Source organism: Macrococcoides caseolyticum (assembly GCF_002902665.1).
GTDB lineage: Bacteria > Bacillota > Bacilli > Staphylococcales > Staphylococcaceae > Macrococcoides > Macrococcoides caseolyticum.
In genome coordinates, this window is record NZ_PPRM01000042.1 from 61,833 (window position 1) to 75,110 (window position 13,278).

Annotated in this window: 19 protein-coding genes; 2 read left to right on the forward strand and 17 right to left on the reverse strand. The window is 36.4% G+C overall.

Annotation, left to right across the window (positions count from 1 at the left end; translation table 11 throughout):
* Positions 1-10 precede the first annotated feature (10 nt).
* The 17 genes from CD152_RS07015 to CD152_RS07095 all read right to left on the reverse strand — a co-directional run bounded on the left by CD152_RS07015 (position 11) and on the right by CD152_RS07095 (position 12,082).
* Positions 11-607, reverse strand: coding sequence for a GNAT family N-acetyltransferase (locus tag CD152_RS07015; RefSeq protein ID WP_012656972.1), 597 nt, complete (start codon positions 605-607; stop codon positions 11-13).
* 197 nt (positions 608-804) lie between these two features.
* On the reverse strand, positions 805-1,428 hold the full coding sequence (locus tag CD152_RS07020; protein ID WP_101140900.1) for a phosphatase PAP2 family protein: 624 nt from the start codon (positions 1,426-1,428) through the stop codon (positions 805-807).
* Between the two features lie 11 nt (positions 1,429-1,439).
* Positions 1,440-2,501, reverse strand: coding sequence for an undecaprenyldiphospho-muramoylpentapeptide beta-N-acetylglucosaminyltransferase (locus CD152_RS07025; RefSeq protein WP_012656974.1), 1,062 nt, complete (start codon positions 2,499-2,501; stop codon positions 1,440-1,442).
* A gap of 12 nt (positions 2,502-2,513) precedes the next feature.
* Entirely contained in the window at positions 2,514-3,980 is a 1,467-nt protein-coding gene (locus tag CD152_RS07030; RefSeq protein WP_103214560.1) for a S41 family peptidase, read from the reverse strand.
* 82 nt (positions 3,981-4,062) lie between these two features.
* Complete coding sequence (locus tag CD152_RS07035; protein ID WP_041635998.1) at positions 4,063-4,284, reverse strand: YozE family protein; 222 nt, start codon at positions 4,282-4,284, stop codon at positions 4,063-4,065.
* Positions 4,284-4,784, reverse strand: a complete 501-nt coding sequence (locus tag CD152_RS07040; protein WP_101143343.1) for a PTS sugar transporter subunit IIA — start codon at positions 4,782-4,784, stop codon at positions 4,284-4,286. Before CD152_RS07040 ends, CD152_RS07035 begins: the two co-directional genes overlap by 1 nt.
* 14 nt (positions 4,785-4,798) lie before the next feature.
* Positions 4,799-5,230: a peptide-methionine (R)-S-oxide reductase MsrB gene (msrB, locus tag CD152_RS07045; RefSeq protein WP_101140897.1), complete on the reverse strand. Its 432-nt coding sequence runs from the start codon at positions 5,228-5,230 to the stop codon at positions 4,799-4,801.
* Positions 5,220-5,750 (reverse strand): peptide-methionine (S)-S-oxide reductase MsrA, encoded by a 531-nt coding sequence (msrA, locus tag CD152_RS07050; protein ID WP_101140896.1) that lies wholly within the window; start codon positions 5,748-5,750, stop codon positions 5,220-5,222. The genes msrB and msrA overlap by 11 nt, the downstream gene beginning before the upstream one ends.
* 4 nt (positions 5,751-5,754) lie before the next feature.
* Entirely contained in the window at positions 5,755-6,303 is a 549-nt protein-coding gene (locus tag CD152_RS07055; RefSeq protein WP_133453211.1) for a DUF2140 family protein, read from the reverse strand.
* Positions 6,296-7,141 (reverse strand): DegV family protein, encoded by an 846-nt coding sequence (locus tag CD152_RS07060; RefSeq protein WP_012656980.1) that lies wholly within the window; start codon positions 7,139-7,141, stop codon positions 6,296-6,298. Before CD152_RS07060 ends, CD152_RS07055 begins: the two co-directional genes overlap by 8 nt.
* 4 nt (positions 7,142-7,145) lie before the next feature.
* Positions 7,146-7,874, reverse strand: a complete 729-nt coding sequence (locus CD152_RS07065; protein ID WP_101140894.1) for a lysophospholipid acyltransferase family protein — start codon at positions 7,872-7,874, stop codon at positions 7,146-7,148.
* Positions 7,867-8,349, reverse strand: a complete 483-nt coding sequence (locus CD152_RS07070; protein WP_012656982.1) for a dihydrofolate reductase — start codon at positions 8,347-8,349, stop codon at positions 7,867-7,869. The genes CD152_RS07065 and CD152_RS07070 overlap by 8 nt, the downstream gene beginning before the upstream one ends.
* Before the next feature lie 9 nt (positions 8,350-8,358).
* Positions 8,359-9,309 (reverse strand): thymidylate synthase, encoded by a 951-nt coding sequence (locus tag CD152_RS07075; protein WP_101140893.1) that lies wholly within the window; start codon positions 9,307-9,309, stop codon positions 8,359-8,361.
* 247 nt (positions 9,310-9,556) lie between these two features.
* A complete protein-coding gene (locus CD152_RS07080; protein WP_041636000.1) occupies positions 9,557-10,351 on the reverse strand; it encodes a hypothetical protein in 795 nt (264 codons plus the stop codon).
* On the reverse strand, positions 10,335-10,769 hold the full coding sequence (locus CD152_RS07085; RefSeq protein ID WP_103214561.1) for a BrxA/BrxB family bacilliredoxin: 435 nt from the start codon (positions 10,767-10,769) through the stop codon (positions 10,335-10,337). Before CD152_RS07085 ends, CD152_RS07080 begins: the two co-directional genes overlap by 17 nt.
* Entirely contained in the window at positions 10,766-11,890 is a 1,125-nt protein-coding gene (locus CD152_RS07090) for a virulence factor (RefSeq protein ID WP_101140890.1), read from the reverse strand. Before CD152_RS07090 ends, CD152_RS07085 begins: the two co-directional genes overlap by 4 nt.
* A gap of 9 nt (positions 11,891-11,899) precedes the next feature.
* Positions 11,900-12,082 carry a zinc-finger domain-containing protein gene (locus CD152_RS07095; RefSeq protein WP_157819650.1) on the reverse strand — a complete coding sequence of 61 codons (183 nt, stop codon included), beginning with the start codon at positions 12,080-12,082 and terminating at the stop codon, positions 11,900-11,902.
* A gap of 126 nt (positions 12,083-12,208) precedes the next feature.
* Between CD152_RS07095 and CD152_RS07100 the strand changes: the two genes are divergently transcribed.
* Positions 12,209-12,889 (forward strand): queuosine precursor transporter, encoded by a 681-nt coding sequence (locus CD152_RS07100; protein ID WP_101140889.1) that lies wholly within the window; start codon positions 12,209-12,211, stop codon positions 12,887-12,889.
* The gene (locus CD152_RS07105; RefSeq protein ID WP_103214562.1) at positions 12,889-13,278 is read left to right on the forward strand and encodes a ribonuclease HI family protein; all 390 of its coding nucleotides are present in this window, start codon (positions 12,889-12,891) and stop codon (positions 13,276-13,278) included. Before CD152_RS07100 ends, CD152_RS07105 begins: the two co-directional genes overlap by 1 nt.

Sequence of the window (13,278 nt, forward strand, 5' to 3'; positions counted from 1 at the left end):
CTGACACTTCCTATGTTAAATATTTCTTCTGGATCTCCTGGATCTTTTTCTTTACATCCGGCCACTCATCATCAATGACAGAATAAATGATTAAATTTCTTCTGACACCATGTAAATTGCGTTCCTTACGGATTACTCCTTCTTTTTGGAAGCCTAGCCTTTCAATCGCTCTATTCGATCTTTCATTACGTTCATCTGCTTTAATCTGTACGCGTACCATATTAAGTGTCTCGAAACAGAATTCGAGCAATAAATATTTACTATCAGTATTAACAAAGGTTTTCTGAGCTTTTACACCAAACCAGGTCGTTCCGATCTCACAGGCATCATTCTCATAGTCAATATCCTTAATGCGTGTGGACCCCACTACTTCATTCGTCGCTTTCAGTACTACGATAAAAGGAATAGACTTCAACGTTTCTCTAAGATGGACTGCATCGATCACCCATTGCTCCATGAGATCCATATTCGTAGCCTGAAACAGCATGTAGCTCCAGATAGATTCGTGATTGATTTCATGAAGGTCTTTTGCATGCTCAATCTGCATCGGAATTAATTTTATTCTGTCATTTTCCAGTACAAGTGATTCAAATGTATGTATGCTCAATTCAATTACCTCATATCATTAATTTATAAAAAAATAATACCACAAAAGGTTTAAAGTTAGCTATTGTTTAGAAATGAACAATAAAAAAGCACCTGACCGGGCAAGTCAGGTGCTTTTTGGGCATAAAAGGGGGTGAAAATGCTCATCAGAGGGGGAACTCTATTTAAATGAGAATCATTTTCATTTATTATTATACCTTATTGAGAACGATTGTCAATTACTTTATTTAAAATTAATTGTGATAATAGTATACAGACAGCTCCGCCAATTACCCCTGCAATAATATCAGTCGGATAATGTACGCCAAGATACACCCTGCTACTTGAAATCATGAGGATAGTAAATACACACATACCGATAAAGTAAGGCTTAAAAGAGCTATTCGAATGGTATTTGATCAAGATTGCCAGACTACCGAAAAACGCACAAGATCCCATAGCATGACCACTAGGAAAACTAAATCCTGTAATATCTATAAGACGCAATAATGTCGGCCTTTCTCTATCGAAGATATTTTTCAGCAGAGGATTGAGCACGCCAGACAAGATCATAGATAATGCGAAGAAAAGTGCATCTATTTTTAACCTTTTAAGCAAAAGATAACATACTAGGAGTAAAGACAGCAGAATCATAGACCAAACTTCACCGATCTTTGTGAATCCGAGCATAATTGTAGTCGTAATGAAACTTTCTGAAGAATATATGAATTCATAGGCCTCATTATCAATCCATTTTCCAATGCGTGATTCATGGAAAAATGCTATCATTCCAAAGATAAAACTAAATATTAATATCAACAAAATCCTTTTCGCCTGAGACATAATCCTACTCCTTAACTAGCATCTGCTATTATTTTCATCAATAGATCATGAGCTGTATATAATGATTTTTGTGAACTCATATTTTGCTGTAATTCATGTTGATGTTCATTTAAATATTCCAGCTTATCCATTAAATTATTCAGCGTGAATTCTTCTTCCTGTATGACCGTAGCATAACCCTGATTTTCAAACTGAGCAGCATTTTCAATTTGGTCTCCTCTACTTTGATCTTTACCAAGTGGCACTAAGATCATAGGCTTCTTTAATGCAAGAAATTCAAAGATAGCATTTGAACCCGCTCTTGAAATAACATAGTTTGTAATCTTGAACAGATGATTCAGTTCTTCACCTGCATATTCTGTCTGATAATATCCTTGCCTTGAAATATCATTGGAGTTTCCTTTACCTACAAGATGTATGAGCTGATAATTCTCAAGCAGCATATCTAGGTTTTCAAATATCACATCGTTGATTTTCTTAGAACCTAATGAACCTCCCATTATCATTACAACAGGCTTATGTTCATTCAATTGCGTGATGGCATATCCTTCTTTAATATCCCCCTCAAAGAGATCGGTTCTGATGATACTACCGACATGATCTCCGCGTTCAGCGGGGATATAGTCCAGCGTCTTTTTAAATGTCGTGTACATTCTGTCAGCAAATTTGAGTGCAATCTTATTGGCAAGACCAGGTGTAACATCAGATTCATGGATTATTGTTCTTATATTCAAAATCTTTGCTGCAATTGTAACAGGGACAGCTACAAATCCACCTTTAGAAAAGATGATATCCGGTTTTTCCTTCTTAAGTATCCTTAAAGCATCTAATACACCTTTTTGAACTTTAAATACATCCTTGACATTTTCAACCGAAAAATATCTGCGTAATTTTCCGCTCGAAATCGCATAATATTTAATTTGAGGAAACTGCTCTTTTATGACCTCCGCTTCTATTCCATTTTTTGATCCGATATAAAGACAGCTCACTCCTTCTTTTTCCGCTTCAGGAATGAGTGCCATATTAACGGCAACATGCCCAATTGTTCCTCCACCAGTAAATGCAATCTTCAATTAGACAACCTCCTATTTTTTCTTTGCTTCTTGTATCGCTCTTTTAAGCTGTACATCATCATTTTCAATCTTTTTTGCAAGCTGCGTCATAAATTTATCGGTAGTCTTACCCGTCATTATGCCATCTACAGTAAGATTATTTTCCATTTGAAAGCTCTGGACGGCATACAAAGTAGATTCATCAAATGTATTATCAACTTTACCAGGATCAAACCCTAATGCTTTAAGGCCCATCTCCATGGATTTTACTTTCGTGCTTTTCACATTTAGTGTGAGCACTTCATCCGCATCGAGCACCTGACCATGCACATAAGATGGAAGATCAACTTTAATATCTGGAGTAATTCCTTTTTTATGGATCCATGTACTATTTGGTGTCAACCACTTCTGTTCAGTATATTTAATCATTGAATTATCTTTAAATGTCGATGTCGTCTGTACGATTCCTTTTCCAAATGATTGATGACCAACAATCTTCGCTTTACCATTATCTTTCAACGCCGCTGCGAAGACTTCTGATGCACTCGCCGATCCTTCATTTAAGAGAATAACTGTAGGAAGATTCTTTGTAAGTGCGTCTTCATCTTTGGAAGCTTTCAATAATTCTTTATTACCCGATACATCTTCCATCTGAACAATAACCTTACCTTTTTCTAAATAAGTTTCGGCCATCTTTGCTGCTTCATCTAAATAGCCTCCTGGATTATCTCTCAAATCAATTACAACTTGCTTCATTCCTTTATCACGTAGGGATTTAAGTGCATCGGTAAATTCATCAGCGGTGCCTTCCTGGAATTTCATTACGGTAATAACCCCTGTACCATCCTTTTTGAAAGTATATTCAATACTGTTCATATGTATTTTATCACGCGTAATTTTAACATTGAAAGGTTCAGCATCTCCCCTTTTTAGCGTTAGTGTGACAACCGTCCCTTTCTTGCCTCTGACAAGTTTAACTACATCTTGTGTCGACTTTCCTTCTACAGATTTATCATCAACCGCCATGATAATATCACCAGATTTAACTCCAGCCTTCTGAGCCGGGGCACCCTTGATCGGACTGCTGATTATAATTTTGTTATCTTTCTCTTCAATCTCAGTTCCTATCCCCTGAAAATCTCCTTGCATTGATTCCGTAAAATCATTTTGTTCAGCACTCGTCATATATTCACTATATGGATCGTCAAGTCCACTGACCATTCCTTTGATCGCACCATCGATCAGTTTATCTTTTTCCACCTTCTTATAATACTTTTTATTTAACGTATCATATACGGCATATAACTTTACAAACTCCGATCTTTTTTGCGTATCATCGCTTATAATCTTCTCGTTGCCACTAAGTATCGCAAATGCTGTTACAGCTGCTGTAATTATAATAGTTGATAAAAGCATCATGATAAATTTAAATGGAGATATCACATAGTTTCTCTCAACATTTTCGTTTGAAGATTTGTCATTCTTGTTATTGTCTTTCATATTTTCACATCCATATACTATTGATTATTATTTTAGTATATAAAAAATATATGAATAAAGCACGTATCATATAAGATACGTGCTAAAATTTTAACCATTCTAAATATTTCTCATATAAACGATCATATGTTGATAAGGACATGCCTGCTGTTCCATACTCTTCGATATATGTTGATAGCTGATTATAATCACTTTCATCTTTTGGAAACATTAAATCCAGGAACACCGCTTCGGCAAACTGACCAAACTCATTGCCCGCACCTCGCTCAGTCAAAACAAAATGATAAAATGAAGACCTTACCATTAATTTGTCTCGACAGACAGAACAACAGTTTCGCCTTGAATCAGCAATTCGGGTGCATCTGTAGTAATAGATTTCAAAGTATCTGAATTTGTGATAATTACTGGAGATATAATAGATGACGCTTGTTCTTCAATTTTTTTGATATCAAATTCAAGCAGTGCATCACCTTTAGTCACTTGATCTCCTTGGGTAACTAATGCATTAAAACCGTCACCCTTCATTGTAACAGTCTCAAGACCAACATGGATTAACAGTTCTACACCATTGTTGGCCTTTATACCAATGGCATGTTTCGTTGGGAATACATTGATAATTTCACCATCCACAGGGGCAACGACCAGACCATTAGACGGTCTGATACCAAAACCTTCACCCATCATCTTCTGAGCAAAGACCGGGTCTGGTATATCTTCGATTGCTATAAAACTCCCTGCAATAGGGGCGACGATCTCTATGTTCTTCTCAGGCTGACTCCCTTTACCAAACAATTTCTTAAACATAATACCACTCCTATTTATTTGTTATTGAACAAAGATAGATATTGTGTATATCCTAAAGCTTCAAGTTTATCGTAAGGTATAAACTGGATGCTTGCAGAGTTGATACAGTATCTTAACCCACCTTTGTCAGCTGGACCATCATTGAAAACATGGCCAAGATGGCTGTCACTTGCATCACTCCTTACTTCTGTACGTGTCATACCATGAGATTTATCAACGAGTTCAATGATCTCATCATCAGAAATTGCCTTAGAAAAACTCGGCCAGCCGCAAGATGAATCAAACTTGTCTTCAGAAGTAAAAAGCGGTTTACCACTCAGTTTATCGACATAGAGTCCTTTATCAAAATGGTTCCAGTATTCATTTTGAAATGGTGGCTCCGTACCGTTTTCTTTAATCACATAATATTCCATCTCTGTAAGTTCATTTAAGTCTTTATCTTTCATCTTTATTCCCCCAATGCTTTTCAATAAATGCTTTTCTTCCAGAACCCACCTGATAACGTTCATAATGTCCCGGCGCCTTCTTATAATAATCTTGATGCTCTTTTTCTGCAGCATAGAAATTTTTATAAGGTAATACCGGTGTTGTTATCTTTCGAGCGAATATGCCCGCATCATCGAGCTTTCTAATATACTCTAATGCTTCAATTTTTTGTTGATTGTTATGATAGAAGACTGCCGGCGTATAGCTTTCACCTCGATCATAAAACTGACCTTTATCATCTGTAGGATCGAAAGTCATAAAATAGACCTTTAATATATCTTGGTATGAAATTTGGGATTCATCATAAGTGACTTGTACTGCCTCTCTATGACCGGTTGTATTAGTACATACTTCTTCGTAAGATGGATTATCGACATGTCCGCCACTGTATCCACTGACTACTGACTGAACACCAGGAAAAGTATCAAAAGGTTTCACAAGACACCAGAAACATCCACCTGCAAAAGTTGCTTTTTGCATGGAATCACTCCTTTATTTTTATATCAAATACCCATTCCTTCGAGGGGTTAATCTCCTTGAGCAATAAATTTGTTTTACCATGTTCTATCACTCCTAAATCATAGTAAAAAGCAGCTTCATTCTTATTTAAGCTTACACCATCCGGCAGATTGCCAAATTCAGAAACGATAGCCAATAGTTTCTGTTTGCTAAAAGGCAGCTTTCCAATGATTACATCATCAATTTTAAGCTTTAAAATTCCGTCCATATACACTTCTGGTGTTGTGATAAAAGATACGTGGACATCTTGATTTAAAAATTTCGATGTACTATGGATCAAAATCTTGTTTGATTTAAAATAAATCTTGTTGTCTTTATCTTGTGGTAAATACTTTGCTACCGTGGATTGCGAAAGAATCAATGTGTCATTACTTGATAAATGATTCTTCTTAAAACTCTGTTTTGATACCTCATCGGTCAGCCTAAGATTAAAGAGAGTGAACCCAACAATGAAAACAGTAACTAATAAGATTGAGAGAATAAACCAGATGGGTGATCTAATTATTCTAGTCATTGTAGCCAAATACCGATAATCCTATTGCACCAGGTCCAGTATGTGTTGACACAATCGGCGTCGTAGTATGGATCGTTATATTTTCATCAGTAAAAGGTTCCAGCGCTGATTTCACTTTTGTAAGTAAATCATTAGCCTGTGCTTCTGATATACCGATCCTCAAATATTTATATTGTTCGCTCATTTCTTGCACTTCTTTAGTAAGAAGTTTAACGACTGAATTGATCGTACGTGCATTCTGGAGGACGTGAATCTCTCCATCTACCACTTCTGCTACAGGTTTGAGATTCATCAGTCCACCAATAAAGCCCTTTCCTCGCGAAATTCTTCCGCCTTTTCTTAAATAATCAAGCTGAGAAATCACTAGAAAGAGCTTTGATTGAGTTTTCATATTCTCAATCGCCGCTACTATTTCATCCATCGATTTATGCTTGATGATTAATTCTGCTACATTTTGTACAATGAATCCATAGGATTGAGCGATAAATCCAGAATCGATAACTGTGACATTTCCATCTACCATACCGGCGGCTGTCTGCGCACTGCCAATAGTACCACTTAAACGATGTGTCATATGCAGACTTAATATTTCATAACCTTCCTCGATATATTTTTCGTATATTTCGACAAATTTACCTGTTGCCGGCTGACTCGTTTTAGGAATTTCTTTAAGTGTTATTAGTTTCTCTAAATATTCATCAGATGTGATTTCTTCCTGGTCTAGATATGTTTTACCCTCCATTACAATATTTAAAGGTACTTGTACGATACCGTGATCTTTTAAATATTGAGCTGGCAAATCGTGTGTAGAATCTACGATTAATTTAATTTTACTCATGTCGTCATCCCTCTTTATTTATTTCTGTTGTAATTATATTCTTGATATAATCAGCTGCTTCCTGTAACGTCCGATCATTAAATATATCTGGCGAAATTTCAGGCAGAATAGTCACTTCCACAGTTCCGGGAACCATCTTCTTACTATTATATTTCTCCATAATATTCGAAGTACCTTTTATGGCCACTGGTATAATCGGTACTTGTGCTGATTTTGCAAGCTTCAATGACCCTGCTTTAAACTCGCCTATACCATGTCCTTTACTTCTCGTTCCTTCAGGAAATATAAGTACACTATGCCCTGCTTTTAATGATGCGATTCCATCTTTTATCATCTGTAATGAAGAACGGCGATCTGTTCGATCAAGGTATATACAGTTCATCAGTGTCATCCACTTATCGAGAAACGGTATTTTCTTGACTTCAACTTTGGATACAAATCCAAATGGCTTATCAATCGCATGGATCAGTACAGGAATATCAAAATTACCTTCATGGTTACTGACAAATAGGACGCTTTTTGCAGGAAGTGGATTTTCCTGGTTAACTCGAACTGTGACACCCGCAGTCTTCAGTACAGCATGTGCCCACTTCTTAGGTTCGATAAAAGCAAGCCTATCTCTTTTATACACATCATCCTGTTCAAGTAATTTTTTTTCAATTCGTTTAAATTGCGGTGTTATAAATGCAGCATAACCGATAATTACGCTGACTGTCTTCATCATTCTAATCATTTGTATACCTCACAAGATGCATAAAGTGATGAGGTATCATATTCTTCTCATCAAGTACACCTTCTTCTATGGATTTAACTTTGAAATCTTTAAATGTATATTCAGGGAAAAATGCATCTCCAGGGTATTTCTCTTCAATAACCGTGACATACATATCATCTACCTTATCAATCATTTGTTCATATAAGTTTTGTCCACCGAATATAAACACATGGCCCTCAAGCTGATCAATTTCATCTAAACTATAGATTACATCTGCATCATTCGGTTTAAAATCTTTATCACGTGTTAGTACAACATTTCGGCGATTAGGTAATGCTTTACCTAATGATTCATATGTTTTGCGCCCCATTACAATCGTGTTATGCGTTGTTAATGTTTTCACTCGTTTGAGATCATTCGGAAGGTGCCAAGGCATCTTATTCTCAAATCCAATCACTCTATTTCTATCATGACAAACAATTATAGATAACATATCTGCTCCTTAGACTGCAATCGGCGCTTTAATCGCCGGATGTGCTGTGTAATCGATTATTTCTAGATCTTCATACTCAATATTAAATATATCCTTATCGCTGTTAATTTGAAGCTTAGGTGCTTCATAAGATGACCTCATCAACTGTGTTTCAACCGCTTCGATGTGATTCGAATAAATATGTGCATCTCCCATAGAATGGATGAATTCACCCACTTCTAGCCCACATTCTCTCGCAACTAAATGTGTAAGCAGGCTATAGCTTGCAATATTAAAAGGCACGCCAAGAAATACATCTGCACTGCGTTGATACAGTTGACATGAAAGCTTATTATCATTCACATAAAACTGAAACATCGTGTGACAAGGTGGCAGTGCCATGGACTCTATTTCTCCCGGGTTCCAGGCTGATACAATATGACGTCTACTATGCGGATTGGCCTTAATCTGTTCAATCACTTCCTTCAGCTGATCAGTCACGCGGTCCTTCGTTTCAAATTGACGCCACTGTTTACCGTAAACATTCCCGAGATCGCCAAAGCGTTGCATAAAATCATCATCCGTCAGAATCTTTTCTTTAAAAATATTCAGCTGCTCTCGATACTGTTCATTAAATTCAGGATCACGCAATGCGCGATGACCAAAATCAGTCATATCTGGACCCATGTATTCATCACTTTCAATCCACTTTAAGAAAGCCCACTCATTCCATATATTGTTATTATATTCAAGCAAGTATCTGATATTCGTATCCCCACGGATAAACCAGATAAGTTCAGTTGCTACAAGTTTGAAAGATACTTTCTTTGTTGTCAGCAATGGAAATCCTTTAGAAAGATCGAATCGCATCTGATGTCCAAAAACTGACAATGTCCCAGTATTCGTTCTATCATCCTTATCCTTACCGGTCTCTAAAATAAGTTTTAATAAATTATGATATTCAAGGTCAAAAGAATTCATATTGCCCCCCTCTTTCTATTTTTACTTATATACATTATAATACAGATATATAGGCGACATTTAAAGAATTACATATTGTAATATTAAACGCGCATATTTGTATAACAGAGGAGTGAATTGCATGGATGCTTCAATCATGGTAGTTTCAGGATTATTTCTTTTATTATGCTATATGATCAGTATGTGTATTACTGAATAGTTATTATTCAGGTCATAAAAATAAGGATCCAGGAAAATTCCTGAATCCTTATTTTTTTAATATGCCATAGTGTGTAATCGTATTTCTTCTGATATTCATCTTAAACGGATACTGCGAGATGAGAGGTGAGTTATATTCTGCACGTAAAACTACTTTGGCGTTCCTTTGAACAACATTATCCAGTAACGACCTTTCATCCTGCTTGTCACCAGCTAAAAAAGTGACTAAAGGACTGATGTTTGATGCGTCGACAGTATTTTGGTAAAGGCAGTCGACATATATAACGTCAAATTCTATATCATCCTGTTCGATCGAACCAAAGACAAAGTTAATCGAATCATACGCCGCTCTCAGCTCTGGATTAATGACGTTACAATAGTAATTCATGCTCCATTTTATCGCAAAATGTATATAAAAATTTTGTTCATAGGCATAAAACTTTGCGCGCTGTAATGTTCTGGCCATCAGCATCAGGTCATTGCCTAACCCCATTGTACAGTCTGCGATATGAAGAGGGGCACCAGCATTATCAGTAACCGCAGCAACTAACGGTGGCAGCATACCTGTTTTCAAGTACTGTTTATATTTAATGTTCATCGTACTTTCTTGATAGCTGATTTTATTATCAGACTGTGTATAAAGATAGACACCATTCTTCTGGATAACCAGAAGCGGTATGTCATCTTGAATAAAGAAAGACTTCACAGTCTTTTTTCCTCTAATGATAACTTCCGTATCAGTATTATAATTGTCCAGATCCTTTACAATCATATTGACGTAATCAAGAACACATTCATCCGGATTAACACACGTTGTTATCCTCAGCTTATACGCAGTGTTCATCAAAATGTTCTTTAATATCCATACATAATTCTTTAACCGGTCGTCCTTCAATATGTTCTCTCGGTATAAACCCTACTAGTGTGTTTCCTTTAAATAGTGCCATAGATGGACTTGAAGGCGCTTGTCCGATATAACCCCTCATTGTTTCAGTCGCAGCTTTATCCTGTCCAGCAAAGACCGTAACAATATGGTCTGGTTTAACTGGATTTTGTGTCGCAACCGTAACAGCAGCAGGTCTTGCGAGGCCTGCTGCACAGCCACATACAGAGTTAATGACAACAAACGTAGTAGCATCCCCTGCCTCACTAAAATGTTTATCGACCGCTTCACTACTTTCTAATGATTTAAAACCATTGTCTGTTAATTCACTTCTCATACCCTCGGATAATTGTTTCATATATTGTTCATATGCGTTCATAATGATTCTCCTTTATTTCTGTTAGCTATTTGTTTCCAAACTGACCCGGCTGCGCTTTCACCATTTTTGATGCGTTCGTATGCCATCTGCACTTGTAACTTCACATCAAATGCTTCATCTTCTAAATGAGCTTCTAGATACGGAAGACTAGTTTCATCTCCTTCATCATAGATAAACATAGCAGCACGCCATCTGACAATTGGTGCTTTGTCGTTCAATGCCTGATGCATCGTATCGAGACTTTCTTTATAACCTAGATCACTAATTGTGTCTCCTGCGGTTCTGCGTACTGCAATATTTCTATCCTCCATTGCCTCATCCAGCAATGGAAGGACATCACGTGATTCTATCATGCCCAGGAACATTACAGCAAGTCTTCTCAGCTGAGGCTTGTCATCACTTAATACCACTTTTAAGAACGGAATATCGCTGAGATCAGGTGTCGGGTAATGATCAAGCATACGATAGCGTTCCTTCCAGTCATCTGTACTTATATAAGTCTCTATCGAAATGCGTTTCAGCTGTTTAGAATGATCTTCATATCTATTTGCTTTCCCCGCTTCAACAAGTTCCTGTAACCTTTCATCCGGATAGAGTGCATCAATCTCTTCTTTTACAGTATTAATAATCTCTTCATCTGTACCATATCTTATCCCATAATCGACCCAGCGTCTTAATAATATAACATTATCATCATCATTCTGACTGTCGAGCATCGCATCAATAAAGCGTAAATCAAGTTGTTTACGTACTTCACTATCTCGATAAGTTATCTTAATCTGGTAAGGAATATTTTTAAATTCAAGTACTTCAACCTGCTTTTCACCCGAATTACCAACTGGCTGATGATTCACATCCGCTATCGATCCACTAGCAAATACCTGCTTTATTTCTGGCAGCAGTATATTCCAGTCACTGCTCGGATTTTTATCCACTGAAATAAAATCTAATGCATGAAATACTGCTTTTATATTTTTAATATTCAGCAATTCATTAATAAATGCAGGGTTAGATGCTTCAATACTTTGATAAGTCTTACTCTTCATATCTTCTTTGTTAAAATCGAGCGTAATCTTTAATGTATTTGGACTTGGTGTAGGTTCTATCTTTTTTATCTCCATCTTATCCTCCTATTGCAATACGTTTCCTAGTCTTTTAATTTCTATTCCGACTGTACATTTCTTTATACAGTAGTTATGTGCGAACGTCTTATTATATTCTTTACGATGGTACTCTTTTAAAAGACAATGACTACAATAATGGTCATTGAGCTTATCGATAGTACGTAACGTTATTTGCTGATCACTATTCAATAATTCCACCTCATACGATATTATAACAAATTTACATATTTAAGCATGATGCTTTGCTTAACACTTGTTGCAATAATACATTTATACCACTATAATACTTAAGTTAACTTTAAAAGGAGGTTTACTATGACAAATGAATTATGGGCTATTGCTGCATTTATCATGACATTTGTGATGCTCGTTATTATGTATAGGTTCTTTGGCAAAGAAGGACTTTTTGTATGGATTGCAGTCGGCACAGTCATCGCAAATATTCAAGTCACTAAATCCGTTGAACTTTTTGGAATCACTGCAACGCTAGGGAATGTATTATTTGCATCCATCTATCTGGCAACAGACATCTTGAATGATCGTTACGGTAGACAAGTTGCTAAGAAAGCTGTGTGGTTAGGCTTTTCATCCGCAATAATAATGACCGTTTTAATGACGATATCTTTACAATTCCATCCAGCTGCAAACGATATTGCACAGCAAAGTCTTGAGACATTATTCGGGATTGTACCAAGAATCGTACTCGGTTCAATTGTTGCTTATATTATCGGGCAGTATGTGGATGTCTATCTTTTCAATTTGATAAAAAAACGTTTTTCTTCTGATCGCACATTCATTGTAAGAGCTTATGGTAGTACAGTATTCAGCTCAATTATCGACACAGCACTATTCACATTGATTGCTTTTACAGGCCTCATGCCAGGAAATGTTCTTTTTGAAATCTTTATGACCACATATCTATTTAAACTTTTGTCTACTATTTTTAATATTCCGTTCGGATACTGGGCGAAATCGTTCCATAAAGAGGAAGCATAATGACCCAAGTTTATATAGATGCAGCAACGAGACAAGATCCTTTACAAAGTGCCTGTGGTATCATCTTCAGGCATGATTCTGACATTGTAAAGTACGGTGAGTATTTAGGAGATATTGATAATCATCATGCGGAATGGCAGAGCCTGATTATCGCTATGAAATTGAGTCTACAAAACAACTACACATCATTACTGATAAAAACAGACTCCAAAATTGTCGCTGATTCTATACACAAAAAGTTCGTAAGAAAAGCAGCATATAAAATTTATCTTCAGGAATATCTAGCTCTTGAGCCTCAATTTGAACTTGTCATCATAGACTGGATACCTAGAACAGAAAATAAACATGCAGATACTATCGCAAGAAGAACATTAAACAGATATAGCTGA

What these genes read in the sequence shown, in the direction of transcription:
- CD152_RS07035 (WP_041635998.1), bottom strand. Translation starts at nt 4,284, where the DNA reads ATGGTAAGGTCTTCATTTTATCATTTTGTTTTGACTGAGCGAGGTGCG.
- CD152_RS07085 (WP_103214561.1), bottom strand. Translation starts at nt 10,769, where the DNA reads ATGAACGCATATGAACAATATATGAAACAATTATCCGAGGGTATGAGA.
- CD152_RS07065 (WP_101140894.1), bottom strand. Translation starts at nt 7,874, where the DNA reads ATGATTAGAATGATGAAGACAGTCAGCGTAATTATCGGTTATGCTGCA.
- CD152_RS07070 (WP_012656982.1), bottom strand. Translation starts at nt 8,349, where the DNA reads ATGTTATCTATAATTGTTTGTCATGATAGAAATAGAGTGATTGGATTT.
- CD152_RS07105 (WP_103214562.1), top strand. Translation starts at nt 12,889, where the DNA reads ATGACCCAAGTTTATATAGATGCAGCAACGAGACAAGATCCTTTACAA.
- CD152_RS07040 (WP_101143343.1), bottom strand. Translation starts at nt 4,784, where the DNA reads ATGTTTAAGAAATTGTTTGGTAAAGGGAGTCAGCCTGAGAAGAACATA.
- CD152_RS07080 (WP_041636000.1), bottom strand. Translation starts at nt 10,351, where the DNA reads ATGAACACTGCGTATAAGCTGAGGATAACAACGTGTGTTAATCCGGAT.
- msrB (WP_101140897.1), bottom strand. Translation starts at nt 5,230, where the DNA reads ATGAAAGATAAAGACTTAAATGAACTTACAGAGATGGAATATTATGTG.
- CD152_RS07030 (WP_103214560.1), bottom strand. Translation starts at nt 3,980, where the DNA reads ATGAAAGACAATAACAAGAATGACAAATCTTCAAACGAAAATGTTGAG.
- msrA (WP_101140896.1), bottom strand. Translation starts at nt 5,750, where the DNA reads ATGCAAAAAGCAACTTTTGCAGGTGGATGTTTCTGGTGTCTTGTGAAA.
- CD152_RS07020 (WP_101140900.1), bottom strand. Translation starts at nt 1,428, where the DNA reads ATGTCTCAGGCGAAAAGGATTTTGTTGATATTAATATTTAGTTTTATC.
- CD152_RS07060 (WP_012656980.1), bottom strand. Translation starts at nt 7,141, where the DNA reads ATGAGTAAAATTAAATTAATCGTAGATTCTACACACGATTTGCCAGCT.
- CD152_RS07075 (WP_101140893.1), bottom strand. Translation starts at nt 9,309, where the DNA reads ATGAATTCTTTTGACCTTGAATATCATAATTTATTAAAACTTATTTTA.
- CD152_RS07055 (WP_133453211.1), bottom strand. Translation starts at nt 6,303, where the DNA reads ATGACTAGAATAATTAGATCACCCATCTGGTTTATTCTCTCAATCTTA.
- CD152_RS07090 (WP_101140890.1), bottom strand. Translation starts at nt 11,890, where the DNA reads ATGGAGATAAAAAAGATAGAACCTACACCAAGTCCAAATACATTAAAG.
- CD152_RS07100 (WP_101140889.1), top strand. Translation starts at nt 12,209, where the DNA reads ATGACAAATGAATTATGGGCTATTGCTGCATTTATCATGACATTTGTG.